This is a genomic window from Deinococcus sp. Marseille-Q6407 (assembly GCF_946848805.1).
Classification (GTDB): Bacteria; Deinococcota; Deinococci; order Deinococcales; family Deinococcaceae; genus Deinococcus.
In genome coordinates this window covers 714,719-731,589 of sequence record NZ_CAMPFU010000002.1, presented here as the reverse complement: position 1 = coordinate 731,589, position 16,871 = coordinate 714,719, and the positions used below count along the sequence as shown (strand labels likewise).

Below are 16,871 nucleotides of genomic sequence, written 5' to 3'. Positions count from 1 at the left end.
TAGCCCCCCGCCCCGCGCCGGCCCGCCCGGCGGGAGTCTCAGAGGCCGAAGCGGGCGTAGATGTCGTCCACGTGCCGCAGGTACCACTGCAGGTCGAAGGCGGCGTCCAGCTCCTCTGCGCTGAGTGGGCTTTCCGGGTCCTGGGCCAGCAGGTCGCGCAGCCCTTCGCCGGTTTCCCAGGAGCGCAGGGCGTTGCGCTGCACGATGCCATAAGCGTCCTCGCGCAGCATGCCTTTTTCGTCGATCAAGGCGTGCAGCACCCGCTGGCTGAACACCAGCCCGCCCAGGTCGCCCAGGTTTTTCAGCATCCGCTCTGGGAACACCACCAGATTGTCCAGTACGCCGGTCAGCCGGCGCAGCGCATAGCTGGCGGCGGCAGTGGAATCGGGCAGAATGACGCGCTCGGCGCTGGAGTGCGAGATATCACGTTCGTGCCACAGCGCCACGTTTTCTAGGGCGGTCATGGCGTTGCCACGCAGCAGTCTGCTCAAACCGGTCACGTTCTCGGTCAGGATGGGGTTTTTCTTGTGCGGCATCGAGCTGCTGCCGGTCTGTCCCTTACCGAACGGCTCCATCGCCTCGCGCACTTCCGAGCGCTGCAGGTGCCGGATTTCCAGCGCGATTTTCTCGATGGTGGTGCCCAGAATCGCCAGGGCCATCATCAGTTCGGCGTGGCGGTCACGGGCCAGCGTCTGGTTGGTGACCGGGGCGGCCTGCCAGCCCCAAGCCTTGGCCACCGCTTCTTCAATCTGGGGGCTGACATGGGCGAAAGTGCCCACGCTGCCGCTCAGCATCACGACCTGCACGCGCTTTCTGGCCGCCTGCAGCCGTTCGAGGTCACGGTCCAGCGCCGCCATCCAATTTAGGAACTTCAGCCCGAAGGTCATCGGCTCGGCGTGGATGCCGTGGGTGCGGCCCACCGTGGGGGTGTGTTTGTACTCTGCGGCCTGCCGGCGGCATACGTCCCGCATCTTCTCGGTGTCAGCAATGATGATGCTCATGGCCTCGTCCAGCAGCAGGTTCTGGGCGGTGTCCACCACGTCGGTGGAGGTCAGGCCGTGGTGAATGAAGCGGGCTTCCTCGCCGTAGCGGTCGGTCAGCGCCCGGGTAAAGGCCACGATGTCGTGCCGGGTCACGGCTTCAATCTCGGCCACCTTCTGGGCAAAAGCCTCGTCCAGCGGGTCCTGCTCGGCCTTGCGGACCAGGGCTTCGTAGGCGCTCTGCGGCACCTCGCCGTTGGCGGCCTGGGCCTGCATGGCGCTCAGCTCCACTTTCAGCCAGGCGCGGTAGCGGTTCGCCTCGGACCAGAGGGTCTTCATTTCGGGGGTCAGGTAGCGGTCAATCATGTCAGGTCAGCTTAACGTCTGCGCCTCCCGGCCGGCGCGGAAGGGGTCTGGGAAGCAACGCTATCCGCAGATTCCGGCAAACCAAACCGGGCCGGAGAGAGCCGCACCGCTCTTTCCGGCCCGGGCCGGCCCCGGCGTTGTCCGGGGCTGGTTGATTCAGCGCTTTACTGCTTGACTACCCGCGCGCCACGCGGCAGGGCGCGCAGCTGTGCCTCGGTCACGCCGGTGTTGGTCTTGAAGTTGGTGACATTCAGGTCTACCGCCAGCTGACCGTCCGGCTGGAACATCTGCACCCGGGTGGGCCGCCAGCCCTGCGAGGTCACCCACACGTTGGCGGTGCCGGCCTTGGGGTTTTGCTTGGAGGTGGCCTGCAGCTTGAACAGCCGGCCACCGCCCGCGTTGCTGGTGCCCAGCAGCCGGACGTTGTAGCCGCTGCTGAGGTTGGCAGCGCTGCCCAGCTGGGTAAAGTCCAGCCCCAGGCCCGAGTTCTGGCCGGCGCGGTTCAGCGGCGAGACGGTGATCTGGTTGGAGAGGCTCCAGTACTGGCGCACTTCCCGGCGGTCAGACACGATCACGTCGCCGCTGAGGCTCTGCGGCTGGCGGAATTCCATCCGCACCACTTCGCGCGCCGGGATGGTGCGGACCAGAGCGTTCATGTTCTGGTTGGCGCCCTGCATCAGCAGGCGGCCGGAAAGCCGGAACGACAGGTCATGGGCGTTTTTCTGCATCTGGTCAACTTTGTAAAGCACGTCGTTGGCCGTCTGGGCGCTGGCCTGGGGCAGCAGGGCCAGCGCAGCGGTAAGAGAAAGGAGGACAGCTTTTTTCACAGGCTTAGTCTGTCATGAGACCCGGTGAGAACACCGCCGCCTGGCTGACGTTGGGTTAACGTCCTCAGCGCCCCGGAGTGTGACTGTGACGGCATTTGAGCGGTTGCGGACCAGGCTCAGTTGCGGCCCTCTGTCTGGTCTGATGGCCGGTGCAGCGGCAGCAGCAGTACGGCCCGGGCGGCGGTGCCGGCGGCGCCGGTGCTGCCCCGCACTTCCAGCTGGCCTTCTCCTGGCAGTGGCAACAGCAGCGCGGCGTCCCACTGCGCTCCCAGGCTGCCGCCGCTGCTGTCCCCGTTCGTCCAGGCGTCCGAGAGTGCGGCGCCCAGTTCCAGCTGTGAATCCTTTCCCAGCAGGTCGTAGCCCTGCCAGCGGGCGGTCAGTTCGCGGTGGGGGCCCAGCACGGTGGCCAGTGTTGTGCGCGAGCTTTGGCTGTCCCAGCCGGCGCCCAGCCGTAGCCCGGCACCCGTAGCGCGCTGCTCAGCGCCCAGCCGCAAGGTAAGGGTGCCCTGCGACTCGGCCCAGCTGTCGGGGTCCTGGTCGGCGGGGCTGACCAGTGCCAGCACGGCCGGGGCGCCGTCCACACTCCAGAGCTGCGGGCGCAGTTCCAGGTCGGCAGCGGTGCCCGCCTGATGGCCCCACTCGCGGGTCAGGGCGCCGAAGATGCCCGGCGCCAGCCGCCCACGCAGTGTGGCGGCCGCGTTGCTGCCCTGCGGGCGCCGGTCGGGGGTGGGGTCGCTCAGAGTGTCCAGCGGGCGCAGCAGCAGCAGCGGCGCGCTGAAGGTTTCCCCGTCTAGCTGCAGCTCCACCGGGCCGGCTGCCAGCCGGGCGTCGGCTGCCAGCCGGGCGCCGCCCTGCTCGCCTGAGCCACTCTCTCTGGCGGGAGTGCCCCAGAGCCACTGTGCCTCGCTGCCGGCTTCCGCGCTGCCCAGCAGCGGCAGCACCAGCGCCTGAGTATAACGGGCGCTGCCGTGCTGCCCACCGACCGTGAAGTCTAGCGTACCCCGGCCCAGCGCCACGCTGCGTAGGCCCAGCGCGGGGGAGACGCCCTGGGGGCTGGCCTCTGCGCCCAGGGTGATGCCGGCCTGGTCCAGCGCCTGCGACAGCGGCACAGCGGGCGGCAGCAGGCGGGCGGCAGCTCCGGCGGCTGAAAGCTGGTCAGGCTGAGTCTGATTGGGCTGAGTTTGATTGAGCCGGGCCGGTTGCACCTGTGCTGGGGGTTGGGTCTGGGCCTGGGCGCCGGGGGGCAGCAGCGCCGCCAGAGTCAGCAGCGAGAGGGCAGAGGCAGAGAACAAGCGGGACATGCTTTTACCATAGGTCACTGCGGGAGCCGGGTGGCATAGTTGACCCTGGCAGATGCCCAGGCCAGCTTCCAGGCTTGGCGGCAGTTCATGAAATCCTGGGCAAAGCGGCCCGCCAAGCGCCTAAACTGCCGCCATGAACCGTTCTTCTTTTGTCGGTTTCGGCCAGCGGGCGGCGCTGCTGGCCGGCCTGGGTGCCGCCCTGACTGCCTGCGCGCCGGCCCAGCTGAGTGGCCCGGCGGTGCAAGTGCCCACCTTTGAAACCCGCAGTGTCCGCCTCAGTGGCATTACCCTGCCGCAGGGCGGCCAGAGCGGCACGGCGCAGCTGCAGCTGGCGGTGCAGGTGCAGAACCCCAACGCTTTTCCGCTGCGGCTGCGTTCCTTCGATACCGACCTGTACCTGACCGGCCAGCCGGTGGCGCACCTGACCCTGCCGGATGTGGCCTTGCCTGCCCACGGCAGCGCCCTGCAGTCGGCCCAGGCCAGCGTGCCGCTGAACCTGAACGTGGCTTCCGAACTGCTGAAGGTGGCACGCGGCCAGGGCGTACCTTACCGCCTGGACGGCACCTTCACCGCCGACTTGGGCGTACTGGGCACCCCCACTTTTGGCCCGCTGACATTGACGCAGGGGCAGTGGCAGCAGCCGGCTATCCTGCCTTTCTGAGCCGGGGGGTCAGGGCATAGGGGAAGGTAGAAACTCTGCGCCGCGCCCGGCCAGCAGCCGCTCTACGCTGGCCTGCACCTGCGGGTGTTCATCACCGCGCAGCCGTTCCACCTCGGCCCATTCGCCCCACTGCGCCAGCGCCCAGGCGGCCGCCTCGCGCACCTCCCAGGCAGGGTCCTCGCGGCCGGCCAGCAGCAGCGGCCAGCCGCGGGGGGCGCGCAGATTGCCCAGCACATTCAGCGCGTTGCGGGCCATGCCCTTGCGGCGCGGGCGCAGCATGGCGCTGCCAGCCCACTCGCGGGCAAACTGCCGCTCGGAAACGCCGAAAAAGCGGCTGAGGTCCGGGTGTGCGAATTCCGGCCGGGGCTGGAATAGATGCGCCAGCGTGCCGGCCTTCACGCTCCAGGGACAGACCCCGCAGCAGATGTCACAGCCGAACAGCCACTCGCCCAGCGCGGCGCGGTGTTCCCACGGCAGCGGCCCGCGGTGTTCGATGGTCAGGTAACTCAGGCAGCGGTTCGCGTCAATCTTGCGGTCCGGTCCGATCGCGCCGGTGGGGCAGCTTTGCCCGCAGCGAAAGCAGCGCCCGCAGCGGTCGGGGTGAGCCTCTGGCGTCCCGGCCGGTGGCAGATCGGTCAGCAGTACCGCCAGCGTGAAAAAGGCACCCAGTTCGGTGCTGACCAGCATGCCGCTCTTGCTGCGCCAGCCCAGAAAGGACCGGGCGCCCAGCAGCCGCTCCATCACTGGGCCGTGGTCCACATAGCCCCTGGAGCGTACGCCCAGCGCGGCCGCCTCGGTGCTCAGGCGGTCCAGCACCGGCTGCAACTGGTCATGGTAGTCGGGGGTCCAGGCGTAGCGGGCCACCCGCCCCAGCCGGATACCGCCGGGCGGTGGGGGTGGCTCGGCGTACGCGTGCGAGATGCCCAGCACCAGCACCCGTCCGGCCCCGGTCAGCGACGTTCCCAGGTCGGCGCGGCGCGGCAGTTGCCGTTCCAGATAATCCATCCCGGCGTGCCGGCCCTGCGCCAGCCAGCCGGCGTATTCCTCGGCAGCGGCGGCCGGCACCTGCGCGTCGGCCCAGCCCACCACGTCAGCTCCCAGCTCCAGGGCCAGGTCAGAGAGGGTTTCGGCGGCAGCTTCGGCGTTCATTGCGGGGCCGAGTGTACTCCAGCAGCTTACCCGGCTGCTGGAAGCTCTACTCGATTTCCAGAATCATCGGGTGCGCCAGCCCGGCCGCCTGCGCGGCTTTCAGGGCGGCGCGGCCGTCGCTGGCTTCCACTGCCGCCATGAAGTGGGGGTCGGCGCTCAGGCTGACCAACACCCAGAAGTCTCCCCAGACCTGCAGGCCAAAGGCGCGGTCCATCACCTCGGCGGCCGTCTCCCAGACCGGCTCGGAGAGGTATTCCAGCGGGGCGATGTAGTGCAGTTCGCCGTCGGTGCCGGGGGTGCGGGCCACGTCACGGGCGTACTGCCGTTTCTCGTGGGTGCTGAGCGATTCCCAGTAGCCTTCGGTGCAGTAGCGCGCCGGAAAAGCGCTGAAGGTGTCGCGGCAGCGGGTGGGCCGCGACTCGTACTCACTGCACTGCCCGGTTTCCCGGTCCAGCAACGGACAGTAACCCACTTCCAGCCGGTGCCGCCGCACATACACGTCCTCGTCGGGCGCGGTGCGGGCGTTGGCGATCACCTTGCGGGCGTGTACCTGCACGTCAGCCAGCTTCTCCGCGCTCAGGGCGTCACGGACGACCAGCGCTTCGGCCAGACTGAGGCGAATCGGCATATTGCAACACCCGAAGCAGCCCGCGCCGCAAAACACCTGCCCGCCCTGGCGGGTAAAGCCGTCCAACCAGCGGCTGGCCTCGGTGCCGTAGTCGGCGTAGGCGTCCTGCACGGCAGCTGTCGCCATCCGGGTGGCCGGGGTGGGGGAAGGAACCGGCGCCGTCACAGGGCCGGGCCAGCGTTCTTAACTTGGGGAAAGTGGACTTGGGGAAAGTGGCCTCTCATTGCCCCCTATACTAGAGCCACTGTGTTCCTATTCAACCGACCGAAAAAGGACGAGGCCAGCAGCTCCCGGCCTGAAGAGCGCAGCCCGGCCACAGCGGCGGGCGATCCCACCCGCGTGCTGGCCGATCTGCTGGGCCGGCCCAACGTGGAAGGGTTGCTGGAAGGCGCCCTGGCGCACGCAGCGCAGCTGCTGGACAGCCCGGCCAAGGGCTACGCGGTGCTGCGCCGCGGCCAAGACGTGATCACGGCGGTGCATGGCTACCCCCGCTCACTGATCGGTCTCAGCCTGTCGGGCCCCTGGGCACAGATGCGCCCCCGCCTGCTGGCCGATGGCGCCCGCGAGCTGTATTCCATGAACACTCCGGAGGTGGTGCGCCAGCTGGACGCTGCCGGCATGAACGATATCCGCGTTTCGGCCATCGTGCCGCTGGTGGACAAGGGCCGCAACGTGGGTGCCCTGGTGCTGGACCTGCCCTCGGGCAGCGTGTCGGCCCAGCAGCAGGACGCCCTGAACCGCTGGGGCAGCGCCGTCACCCCGCTGCTGAGCGTGTTCGATGCCCGTGAGGAATGGCGCCAGGGATTGCGTCAGCTGACGGTGGCACTGGTCGAAGCGGTGGAGTCGCAGGACTTCGACGCTCTGGGCCACGCCCAGAAGGTGGCCGAGGTGAGTGGGCAGCTGGGCCGCAGCCTGGGCCTCAACGAGCGCGAGCTGGAGCAGCTGTGGTACGGCGCCATTCTGCACGACATCGGCAAGATCAACGGCGAGCAGGGCCATGCCAGCATCGGCGCCAACTTCCTGCACGGAGTGCCGCACTTGGCCGACGCTCAGAAAGCCATCCGGCACCACCACGAACATTTTGACGGCAGCGGTGAGCCCGACCATCTGGTGGGCGAGGATATTCCGCTGTATGCCCGCATCGTGGCGGTGGCCGACGCCCTGGTGCATGTGGGCGACGCCGGCCGCCTCAAGGGCCAGGCCGGCAAGAACCTGGACCCCCGCATCGTGGATCTGGCCCAGAAGTTGCCCCCACTGGACGGCTGAACCGAGCTGGGCCGGTGCCCCTGGGCGCAGCAAAAATCATCCGCAGCCCCCTGTAGCTTGCTGGGGCTGCGGATTTTGTGTGGTTCCGGGCGGTTCTGTGGCCCACTCAGGAGGTGGTTGGCTGGCCGACTGGCTGCGCCGGGGCGGCCGGTTCCTCGGCTGGGGCCATGACGGCTTCTTCCAGCGGTTCGGCCGCCGCCTCAGCTGGAGCCACGGCCGGAGCCGGAGCGGCGGCCGGCTGCGGCACCGGGCGGCGGGCGGCGCGCTCCATCTGGGCCAGGCCCCGGTTCACTTCACGCTGCGCGGAGTGGATGATGCCCAGCGCCGCGCCCATCACCAGCATGGATGAGAAGCCATAGCTGACCAACGGCAGCGGAACCCCGGTGACCGGGAAAAAGCCCACCGCCACGGCCAGGTTGATCATGGCCTGGCCCACAATCAAAAACATGCAGCCCACCGCCAGCACCGCCGAGCCGTGAACCGAGGGGCTGAGTGGCCGCACCTTCGAAGCCTGCTGCGCGATTTTCAGTGAGGCGGCCACAATCAGCCAGTAGGCGAACAGCACCGCCGCCACGCCGACAAAGCCTAGGCTGAAGCCGATCGAGGAAATCACCAAGTCGGTGTGGGCGGCAAACAGTTCGAACCGTGGCGCGTCCGGTCCCAGACCCCACAGGCCGCCGTTGGTCAGGTCACGGTGCGCCTTGCCAATCTGGTCGAGGCCCTGTTCCAGCACCTCATCGCGCTCGGTATGGCCGAACAGGCGCTCCTGAATGTAAGGGTTACGCTCCAGATACACGCTGATAAACGGCAGGCTGAGTAGCCCCAGGCCTAGCAAAAAAGCCGCAATATTGGTGATTCGCACGCCGGCCGAGTACATCACCACCACACCCAGCGCGAAGGTCAGCACGCTGGTGCCCAGGTCCGGCTCGACCAGAATCAGCAGGGTCGTGATGACGATCATGCCAGTGGCGCTGAGCAGTTTCTTGTACACGCCCCGGCGGGCAAAGAAGGAAGCCAGTTGCAGCACCAGCCCCAGCTTGGCGATTTCTGAAGGCTGAAAGCGCAGTGGCCCAAAGTCCAGCCAGCGGCGGGTGCCGCTGCTCTCGGCGGTGCCCACGCCGATAAACAGCACCATCACCAGCATCACCAGCGAGACCAGCCAGACCCACACGCCGCCTTTGAGAAAAACTTTGGGCCGCAGCTGCGCGACGCCCAGGGTCACGGCCAGCGACAGCAGCGCCTTGAGGCCGTGGTCCAGCGCCAGCCCTGGCTTGGCGTTGGCTACCCCGACCAGCCCCAGCACCAGCAGCAGAATCTGCGCAATGAGAAGGGGCAGGTTCATGGCCGGTCTCCGGGGGCCGGCTGGGCTGCGGTCCACTCCTGCACCGCCTGCCGGAAAGCGGCGCCGCGCTCCTGGTAGTTGCGGTACAGGTCGAACGACGTGCCAATCGGTGCCAGCAGCACGGTGCCCCGGCCTTCCGGTAGGTGGGTCATCGCCTGCGCGACGGCGGCCTGCATGGCGGCCATGCCGTCCTGCGCGGTGATGATGTCGCTGGGCAGGCCCAGTTCTGCGGCAAAGCGGGGCCCGTCTTCACCAAAGGCCACCACCTGCCGCACCCGGCCCTGCGCCGTTTCACGCAGCGGGGCCAGCTCGGCGCCCTTGTCGCGGCCACCCACCACCCAGACGATGGGCGGGCGGGCATGTTCCAGGGCCGACTGCACCGCCAGCGTGCGGGTGGCAATCGAGTCCTCGATGAACTGCACCCCCCGCCAGCGGCCCACTTCCTCGAAGCGGCCCCCCAGCGGCCGGGCCTGCCGCAGTGCCTGCGTCAGCCGGCCAGCCAGGTCCGGCACCTCACGGCCTAGCACTAGCAGGGCCGCTTCGGTGGCCAGCACGGCGGCAGCGGCGTTGGCCGGGTGAATGCCGCTGGGCAGTTCGGCCGGGTCCAGCAGCGGGGTGCCATCTGAGAGTGCCAGCCGCGCTGGGTCGAAATGCCGAGCCTGTGGCAGCGCTAGCAGACCGCGCAGGTGTTCGCCTTGCAACTGCATGGCCGGAGGCAGCAACAGCACATCGCCTGGCTGTTGCCCGTCGGCAATATGCAGTTTGGCGGCGTGATAGTTCTCTACGCTGCCGTGCCGGTCGAGGTGATCTATCCCCAGATTGGTGATGATCGCCACCGGGAAGCGCGTGCCGGCGATGCGTTCCAGCTGGAAACTGCTCAGCTCCACCACCGCGACCTCGCAGCGGTCGATCACGTCCAGCAGGGGGGGGTCGATATTGCCGCCTTCCAGGGCATTCACGCCGGCGGCCCGCAGCAGCTGCGCCGTCAGGGTGGTGGTGCCGCCCTTGCCGGCGGTGCCGGTCACGCCCACCAGGGTCACGCCGGGGCGCTGCCGGGCCGCCAGCGCCACCTCACCGATAATCTCGGCGCCGGAGCTCTGCAGCGCCAGCAGATCTGGGTGGTCAATCGGTACACCGGGCGCGGCCACCACGGTCTGGTAGCGCCGGTCTAGTGAGCCCGGCTGGAAGCCCAGTTCCTGCATCAGGGCCTGGTCCTCTGCGCCGGGGTTCGCGTCCAGCCACTCGGCCGCGAGGCCCTCGCCGTGCAGAAAACGGGCCACGCCGCGCCCGCTGCGGCCCAGACCGTAAATCAGCCAGGGGGGATCGGAGGAAAGGGAGTCTTGCTGCCTCTGGTCAGTCACAGCGCCTATGTTACGCGTCTTTGACCGGGGGCGCGGGGTCAAAGGTGGGGCGCTGGCCCAGGCAAAAGCCCAGAGAACAAACCCAGAGAACAAGCCGGTCACAAAAACAGGCAAAAGGAAGGGCGGCGCCCGCTGGTCAGGACGGGCGCCGCTTTTCTCAGGGGTCAGGCTGGGCCGGCTATTTCAGTTGAACAGGTCAATCAGCCGGTAGACGATCCAGCCCAGCACCAGGCAAGTAGGAATGGTGAAAATCCAGGCCTGCACGATCTTGCCGGCCACTTGCCACTTCACTTTCTTGAAGCCCTTGGTGGTGCCCACGCCCATGATGGCGCTGGACATGGTATGGGTGGTGCTGACCGGGATCCCCAGCGACGAGGCGCCGTCAATAATCAGCGCGGCGCTGGTTTCGGCCACGAAGCCGTCCACCGGCTTGAGGTCCACCACCTTGAAGCCCATGGTCTTGATGATGCGCCAGCCGCCAATGGCTGTGCCCAGGCCCATCGCAGTGGCGCAGGCATAGATGACCCACAGCGGCACGTGGTCGTACTGGGTGCCGAAATAGGCGCTCAGCGCGAAAGTCACGATCCCCATGGTCTTCTGGGCATCGTTGCGGCCGTGCGAGTAGGCCATGAAGGCGGCACTCAGAATCTGCAGCACCCGGAAATTGCGCGTGACCGCCGCCGGTTTCATCCAGCGCAGCACCAGCCATGACAGCAGGGCCATCAGGATAATCGGCGCGATAAAGCCCAGAATGGGGCTGTAAACCAGGCCCTTGAGGGTCTTGATCACCCCGTCGGGAATGATGATGCCCCAGCCGCCAGAGGCCACCCCGGCCCCCACCAGGCTGAAGATCAGCGCGTGGCTGGAGCTGCTGGGCAGGCCCTTCCACCAGGTGAACAGGTTCCAGATCACGGCGCTGACCAGGGCCGCGCCCACCAGTTCCAGCGTGGCGTACTGCTGCGGCACGATGTCCGAACTGATGGTCTTGGCCACGGCGGTGCCGGTCAGGGCGCCCACCACGTTCAGCACGGCCGCCATGGCGATGGCCTGCTGCGGGGTCAGCACCCGGGTGGCGACCGAGGTGGCGATGGCGTTGGCGGTGTCGTGAAAGCCGTTGATGAAGTCGAAAATCAGTGCCAGGGTCACGATGGCAATCAGGCCGAGAAGAGCCGCTTCCATAAAGTTCAGGCTCCCTTACGCGTTTTTCAGCAGAATGTTTTCGACCGTCTTGGCAACCCGCTGCGCCTGATCGGTGGCGTTTTCCAGCAGTTCCACGATCTCGCCCGAGCGCATCGCCAGAATCATCTGCGGCACTTCGGTCACGCCTTCGTAGAGCCGGCGGGCCACCTCGTCACCGATCAGATCGGCTTCGCCCTCCAGCTGCCGGATCTGCCCGGCCAGGGTCTGCAGCTGCGTTACCTGCCGGCCGTCTTCCAGCATCGGCATGCCCTGAGCCAGCAGGGCGCACTGCTGCTCCAGAATGCGGGCCAGCTGCGCCATCTGCGGCAGCGGCTGCGGAATGCTATAGAGGCTCATTTTGCGGGCGGCTTCTTCCATGTCGTCTACCAGGTCGTCCAGCTCGTGGTTTAGCGACAGGATATCCTCGCGGTCGAAGGGCACGATAAACGACTCGGCCAGCAGGTTGGTCAGCTCGCCGGCAATCCGGTCGCCCTCGTGTTCCAGGTCCAGCACACGCTGCACTTTGATGTCCACATCGGTGTAGTTTTCCAGCAGGTCCACCAGGGCCTGGGCCGTGGTGTGGGCATTGCGGGCGCTCTCGGCAAACTTGGCCGAGAACTTGGGATTTTGAGGCATAAATTTAGACAGCACTTTTCTCCACTCTCCTAACGCGTTCAGTATGTCAGGGGAGTGTCTGCCGTGTCATGTGGAGCCCGGGGTGGTGGGTCGCAGCCACTGAAAGCGTCCCTTTGGGCCGGCGTTCCCCAGTCTCATCCGCCGTCAGCTGGGAGCTGACAGGGTGGGGGTATGCCTGCACTGCTCTGCCGTCCGGTCCGTACCCTGGCCCTCGCTCTCCTGTCCGGCTTACTGTGCGCTGGAAGTGGGCTGGCTGCGACTGCTGGCCTGCACATTTTCCAGACCAAATCTGGCCAGCAGATTTATACGACAGTTGCTCCGGCTCGGGGTGTAGCAGTGCGTGGCAACCAGTTGTATTACCGCCAGAATCCCAATCTAAATGGCCGGGTGCTTTTTGACGCTGACCAGTACGGTAAGAACTCGGTGCTGCTAAGCGCGGCGCTGGGCCGGCAGAATGAGGTTTATGTTCTCGCCAACCTGCAAAAAGGGACGGAGAGCCAAAGCACGGTCCTCAGAATCAGAATCAGCGACGGTCTGGTCCTCAACAAGCTGCCACTGCGCCAGCTGGGCCTGGACAATGTCTCGCCGGCCGGGTTTGCCTATGACCAGTCCACTGGTGCGGTAAAGGTGCAGGCTGGGCGGGGGGACATGGTGCGGAGCGGCATTCCTTCTGCACGCAGCGGGACCTTCTGGGTCAGGGTGGCGGGCAAGCCCAGCATCGTCCGGGAGCGGCTGGACTGAGTAGGCCCAGTATTGGGTAGGCCCAGTTTAAGCAAGTACAGTTCAGGTAGGCCCGGTTTCTGTAAATCGCAGGCACAGGGCAGCGGGAAGAAGAGTGCTGTTCTCCTTCCCGCTGCCCTGTGCGTTTTCGCTCAGTCCTCGAAACGCTTCAGCACGTCGCGGCTGATCACCAGGCGCTGCACTTCGTCGGTGCCTTCGCCGATACGGGTCAGGCGGTTGTCGCGCCAGAAGCGTTCCACCGGGTACTCCTTGATGTAGCCGTAGCCGCCCAGCATCTGAATGGCCTCGTCGCAGGCTTCCACGCCCACCACGGTGGCGTAGTACTTGGCGCGGGCCACCGGAATGGTGAAGTTCTGCCCGGCGTCCTTGAGGTCGGCGGCCTTGCGAATAAGTAAGCGGGCGGCTTCCAGTTTGGTGTCCATCTCGGCCAGGCGGAAGGCGATGTTCTGGTTGTAGGCCAGCGGTTTGCCGAACTGCTGCCGGCCCAGGGTATAGCGGGCAGCGTATTCGAAGGCAGCGCGGCCCAGGCCCAGTCCCATCGCCCCGATACCCACGCGGCCGCCGTCCAGCACCCGCATCACGTCCTTGAAGGCATTGCCACGTTCACCCAGCAGTGCTTCGGCCGGTAGGTGAATATCCTCGAAAATCAGCTGCGCGGTGTCGCTGGAGCGCAGGCCCAGTTTGTCTTCCTTGCGGCCGATAGAAAAGCCTTGGACCTCGTCGCGGTTAAAGACAAAGGCGCTGATGCCGTCGTTCTTGCCCTTGCCCTCGCGGGGCGGGTCGGTGCGGGCCAGAATCACGTAGGTGCCGGCCACACTGCCCTGGGTGATGAAGTTCTTGGAGCCGTTCAGAATCCACGAGCCGTCCGGTTGCTCCTTGGCGTTGGTCTGCAGGCCGGCGCTGTCCGAGCCGCTGCCGGGTTCGGTCAGGCCCCAGGCGCCCAGCTTCTGCGCGCTGGCCAGGTCAGGCAGGAACTTGCGCTTCTGTTCCTCGTTGCCGCCGATCAGGATGTGGCCCTGGCACAGCGAGTTGTGGCTGGCCACCGTCAGGCAGAGTGAACCGTCCACCACGCCAATTTCTTCGATGATCATGGCGAAGGTGGCCGTGCTGAGGCCGGCGCCGCCGTATTCCTCGGGGGTCTGGGCGCCCATGATGCCCATCGCACCCAGCTCGCGGACCAGCTCGAAGGGAAATTCGCCGGTCTGGTCGCGCTCGGCGGCGCCCGGTTCCACCTTGTTCTTCAGGAAGGAGCGCAGCGAGGAAATGATGGTGCGCTGTTCGTCGTTCATGGGGGTGAGGTTGGGGTTGGCGGTCTGGGTCTGGCGGTCAAGGGTGCTGGTCATAGGGAGTACCTCCGGAATGGGGGGGAGCGGGGAGCTGTGAGCTGTGAGCTTTGAGGCTGCAGGTTGATGGGGGAGGAGCGGCTGGCCGGGGAGCTTACACCTGAAAGACACCCACCCGCAGTTCTTCCTGCCGGGGGTTCTGGGCGCAGGCTTCCAGCGACCGGATCAGGCGGGCGCGGGTGTCGTTGGGCTCGATGATCTCGTCCACCCACAGCCGGGCGGCGGCGTGGCGGGGGTCGAGTTCGGTGTCGTATTTTGACTTCACCTCGTCGTAGAGACGCTGGAGCTCCTCGTCGTCCGGCTCGTGGCCGCTGCGCCCCAGGGCCGCCAGCTGGATATCCAGCAGCGTCTTGGCCGCCGCGTTGCCGCTCATCACGGCGTATTTGGCGCTGGGCCACGCGAAGATGAAGCGTGGGCCGTAGGCTTTGCCGTTCATGGCGTAGTTGCCCGCGCCAAAGCTGCCGCCGGTGATGATGGTGATTTTGGGCACCACGCTGTTGGACACGGCGTTCACCAGTTTGGCGCCCCGGCGGATAATCCCTTCCTGCTCGGAGTCGCGGCCAACCATGAAGCCGGTCACGTCGCTCAGGAACACCAGGGGCACGCCCGCCTGATTGGCGTCGAGGATGAAACGGGCGGCCTTGTCTGCCGAGTCGCCGTAGATGACGCCGCCGACCTCGATGCGGGTGGTCAGGCCCGGAATGCCCCCGGCCTTCATCCGCTTCTTGATCACGGTGCGCTGGTTCGCCACGAAAGCTGCCGGAAAGCCACCCACCCGCGCAAACCCGCAGACGATGGTTTCGCCGTATTCGGGCTTGAATTCGTGGAACTCGCCGCCGTCAGCCAGTGACTTGATCAGCTCGCGCACGTCGTAGGTTTTGGTGCTGTCGAAGCCCACCAGCTCGGTGAGGTCGCGCTCCGGCGGGGCCTGAATCTCGCTGTTGGGCGTGCGGCGCCGGGCAAACGGGGCCAGCTCGCCCTGCGCGTACAGCCCGGCCAGTGCATGGATTCGCCGCAGGGCGCTCTCGTCGTCCGGTTCCTTGTAATCCACCGTGCCGGCGATGCTAGCGTGCATCTCGGCGCCGCCCAGCTCCTCGCTGTCCACGACCTGCCCGATAGCCGCCTTGACCAGCGCCGGGCCGGCCAGATACAGCCCGCTGCCCTCGGTCATGATCAGGGTGTCGCACATCACCGGCAGGTAAGCGCCGCCCGCCACGCAGTTGCCCATGATGGCGGCAATCTGGGGAATGCCCTGCGCCGACATCCGCGCATTCAGATAAAAGACCCGCCCGAAATCGTCCTGATCCGGGAAAATCTCGTCCTGCATCGGCAGGTACACGCCTGCCGAGTCCACCAGATACACCACCGGCAGGTGATTTTCCAGCGCGATGGTCTGCGCCCGGATCACCTTTTTGGCGGTGATGGGGAAAAAGGCGCCGGCTTTTACGGTGACGTCGTTGGCGACGATCATCCAGGGCCGTCCCTCGATCTGCCCGATGCCGGTGACCGTGCCGCCGCTGGGGCAACCGCCCACGTCCCCGTACATGCCGTAGCCGGCGAAAGTCATCAGTTCGTCGAATTCGCTGCCCTCATCCAGGAGCTGCCGGATGCGCTCGCGGGCCGTGAGGCGGTGCTTGTCGTGTTGTCTCTGCTGCGCTTTTGGGCCGCCCCCTGCCCGCATCTGCTCGGCGCTGCTCTGCAATTCCTGCAGGGCCTGCGACCAGGACGCGGACAGAGGCTGCGCGGCCTCTGCGCCGGTGCTATTCGGTTTCATGTGTAAAGCGAGTGTACCAAAAAAGCCCGCCAGGGACGAACGTCCATTCGGCGGGCCGCGTGACACCTCAAGGGTTTTTCTCAGGCCCGTTCCACCCATAGCGGCCCCTGCGGACCTAGAGTCAGCCCCGGCACGGGCGTGGTGCGGCCGTGCAGCGCCCGGAGCGGCGGCAACGACGCCAGCGTTTCACCCAGCAGCAGGTTGGCGAGGTGCATGCCCAGGCAGGTACGCTCGCCGCCGCCAAACGGCAGGTAAGCCCAGGCCGGTGGCTTGTGCGCCCAGCGCTCCGGAAGAAACTCGCTGGGCGCGTCCCAGAGTGCCTGGTCGCGGTGGGTCAGATAGGTGGAATACAGCGCCAGGGTACCGGCCGGGAGCAGATGACCGTGCCAGTCGAGGTCGCGGCCCAGTCGGCGGCTGCCCATCCAGCCGGGTGGATAGAGGCGCAGCACCTCCTTGATGACGGCTGGGTGCTGCTCCGGCGTGTGGCACTGCGGGGCCTGGGCCAACTCCCAGACAGCGTAGGCCAGGGCGTGGGTGGTGGTGTCGTGGGCGGCGGCCAGGGACACGCGGGCGTCTTCCATCCAACCCGGCTGCCGAATCAGCGTGCTGAGCAGGTCGGGCCGGGGGGCGGCGGCGCGGGCGCGGCCCAGCCGCAGCAGCTCACGGCGCACGGCTGCCAGCGTGGCCGGGCGCGGCAGCATCGGCGCTGGAAAAGGCCGGCGCAGGGGAGCCAGAAACCGCTCCAGCAGGGCGCTGTCAAAGTCGCCCGAGAAATAGGCCACGTTCAGCAGCTGGCGCACGGCGCTGTCAGCCCAGGCCAGGGCGTTGGTGGGGGCGTAGGGAAAAGCTGGCATCTGCCGCCTGAGCTCTGCCGTCATCTCAGCCAGCGCCGCCCGCGAGAAACCGGGGTTGAGGTCCCGGCGCCGCTCAACGTGCTGCGGCGCGTCGGTCACGATGACGCCGCCGTTGAGATAAGGCACCAGACTGGAAAAACTGCCCCGGCTGCGGAAGGTTGGCAGGTCGGTCAGCACGGCGCGGTTCCATTCCGGCGAGAATCCCACCACGGCGGGCCGGCCCAGATTCAGGCTGAACACGTCCAGCCCGGCGGCGCGGGCGGCCTGGGCGCCGGCTTCCAGCAGCGGCAGTGGGGCCGTTCCCCACTCCGGCAAGTGACCCAGCGGCGCGGGCACATGGGGATTCAGAGGCGGGTAAGGCAGGTTCACCGGCTCAGGCTAGCGCGCAGATCACGTGGCAAATGATTTGGGCGTGGCCAGATGAAGCCAGGACAACCAGATGCTGACCGGTTCTATTGCGCAA

15 protein-coding genes are annotated in these 16,871 nt (G+C 67.0%); 3 read left to right on the top strand and 12 right to left on the bottom strand.

Going from position 1 to position 16,871, the window contains the following annotated elements; all coding sequences use genetic code 11:
* Positions 1-38 precede the first annotated feature (38 nt).
* The 3 genes from purB to OCI36_RS05545 all read right to left on the bottom strand — a co-directional run bounded on the left by purB (position 39) and on the right by OCI36_RS05545 (position 3,474).
* The gene (gene purB / locus OCI36_RS05555; protein ID WP_261664089.1) at positions 39-1,346 is read right to left on the bottom strand and encodes an adenylosuccinate lyase; all 1,308 of its coding nucleotides are present in this window, start codon (positions 1,344-1,346) and stop codon (positions 39-41) included.
* 164 nt (positions 1,347-1,510) lie between these two features.
* Positions 1,511-2,173, bottom strand: coding sequence for an outer membrane lipoprotein carrier protein LolA (locus OCI36_RS05550; RefSeq protein WP_261664088.1), 663 nt, complete (start codon positions 2,171-2,173; stop codon positions 1,511-1,513).
* A 116-nt stretch (positions 2,174-2,289) separates the two neighbouring features.
* A complete protein-coding gene (locus OCI36_RS05545; RefSeq protein ID WP_261664087.1) occupies positions 2,290-3,474 on the bottom strand; it encodes a hypothetical protein in 1,185 nt (394 codons plus the stop codon).
* Between the two features lie 133 nt (positions 3,475-3,607).
* Between OCI36_RS05545 and OCI36_RS05540 the strand changes: the two genes are divergently transcribed.
* A complete protein-coding gene (locus OCI36_RS05540) occupies positions 3,608-4,135 on the top strand; it encodes an LEA type 2 family protein (RefSeq protein WP_261664086.1) in 528 nt (175 codons plus the stop codon).
* A 9-nt stretch (positions 4,136-4,144) separates the two neighbouring features.
* Here the strand turns inward: OCI36_RS05540 and queG are convergent, their stop codons facing one another.
* Together queG and OCI36_RS05530 are read right to left on the bottom strand one after the other, a co-directional pair.
* Entirely contained in the window at positions 4,145-5,284 is a 1,140-nt protein-coding gene (gene queG, locus OCI36_RS05535; RefSeq protein WP_261664085.1) for a tRNA epoxyqueuosine(34) reductase QueG, read from the bottom strand.
* 46 nt (positions 5,285-5,330) lie between these two features.
* A complete protein-coding gene (locus OCI36_RS05530; protein ID WP_261664084.1) occupies positions 5,331-6,077 on the bottom strand; it encodes a YkgJ family cysteine cluster protein in 747 nt (248 codons plus the stop codon).
* A gap of 174 nt (positions 6,078-6,251) precedes the next feature.
* Here OCI36_RS05530 and OCI36_RS05525 point away from each other — a divergent pair, with 174 nt between their 5' ends.
* Entirely contained in the window at positions 6,252-7,178 is a 927-nt protein-coding gene (locus OCI36_RS05525) for an HD domain-containing phosphohydrolase (RefSeq protein WP_261664384.1), read from the top strand.
* A gap of 106 nt (positions 7,179-7,284) precedes the next feature.
* Here the strand turns inward: OCI36_RS05525 and OCI36_RS05520 are convergent, their stop codons facing one another.
* From OCI36_RS05520 to OCI36_RS05505, 4 genes are all read right to left on the bottom strand, one after another.
* A complete protein-coding gene (locus tag OCI36_RS05520; RefSeq protein WP_261664083.1) occupies positions 7,285-8,520 on the bottom strand; it encodes an FtsW/RodA/SpoVE family cell cycle protein in 1,236 nt (411 codons plus the stop codon).
* A complete protein-coding gene (gene murD / locus OCI36_RS05515; protein ID WP_261664082.1) occupies positions 8,517-9,881 on the bottom strand; it encodes a UDP-N-acetylmuramoyl-L-alanine--D-glutamate ligase in 1,365 nt (454 codons plus the stop codon). Before murD ends, OCI36_RS05520 begins: the two co-directional genes overlap by 4 nt.
* Positions 9,882-10,064: 183 nt before the next feature.
* Entirely contained in the window at positions 10,065-11,060 is a 996-nt protein-coding gene (locus OCI36_RS05510; RefSeq protein WP_261664081.1) for an inorganic phosphate transporter, read from the bottom strand.
* A 15-nt stretch (positions 11,061-11,075) separates the two neighbouring features.
* Positions 11,076-11,696 (bottom strand): DUF47 domain-containing protein, encoded by a 621-nt coding sequence (locus OCI36_RS05505; protein ID WP_261664080.1) that lies wholly within the window; start codon positions 11,694-11,696, stop codon positions 11,076-11,078.
* Positions 11,697-11,867: 171 nt separating this feature from the next.
* Between OCI36_RS05505 and OCI36_RS05500 the strand changes: the two genes are divergently transcribed.
* The gene (locus OCI36_RS05500; RefSeq protein ID WP_261664079.1) at positions 11,868-12,437 is read left to right on the top strand and encodes a hypothetical protein; all 570 of its coding nucleotides are present in this window, start codon (positions 11,868-11,870) and stop codon (positions 12,435-12,437) included.
* Positions 12,438-12,568: 131 nt separating this feature from the next.
* Here OCI36_RS05500 and OCI36_RS05495 read toward each other — a convergent pair whose 3' ends face one another.
* From OCI36_RS05495 to OCI36_RS05485, 3 genes are all read right to left on the bottom strand, one after another.
* Positions 12,569-13,780 (bottom strand): acyl-CoA dehydrogenase family protein, encoded by a 1,212-nt coding sequence (locus OCI36_RS05495; RefSeq protein WP_261664078.1) that lies wholly within the window; start codon positions 13,778-13,780, stop codon positions 12,569-12,571.
* A 94-nt stretch (positions 13,781-13,874) separates the two neighbouring features.
* On the bottom strand, positions 13,875-15,554 hold the full coding sequence (locus OCI36_RS05490; RefSeq protein WP_261664077.1) for an acyl-CoA carboxylase subunit beta: 1,680 nt from the start codon (positions 15,552-15,554) through the stop codon (positions 13,875-13,877).
* Positions 15,555-15,634: 80 nt separating this feature from the next.
* Entirely contained in the window at positions 15,635-16,777 is a 1,143-nt protein-coding gene (locus OCI36_RS05485) for a cytochrome P450 (protein ID WP_261664076.1), read from the bottom strand.
* Between the last annotated feature and the right edge of the window lie 94 nt (positions 16,778-16,871).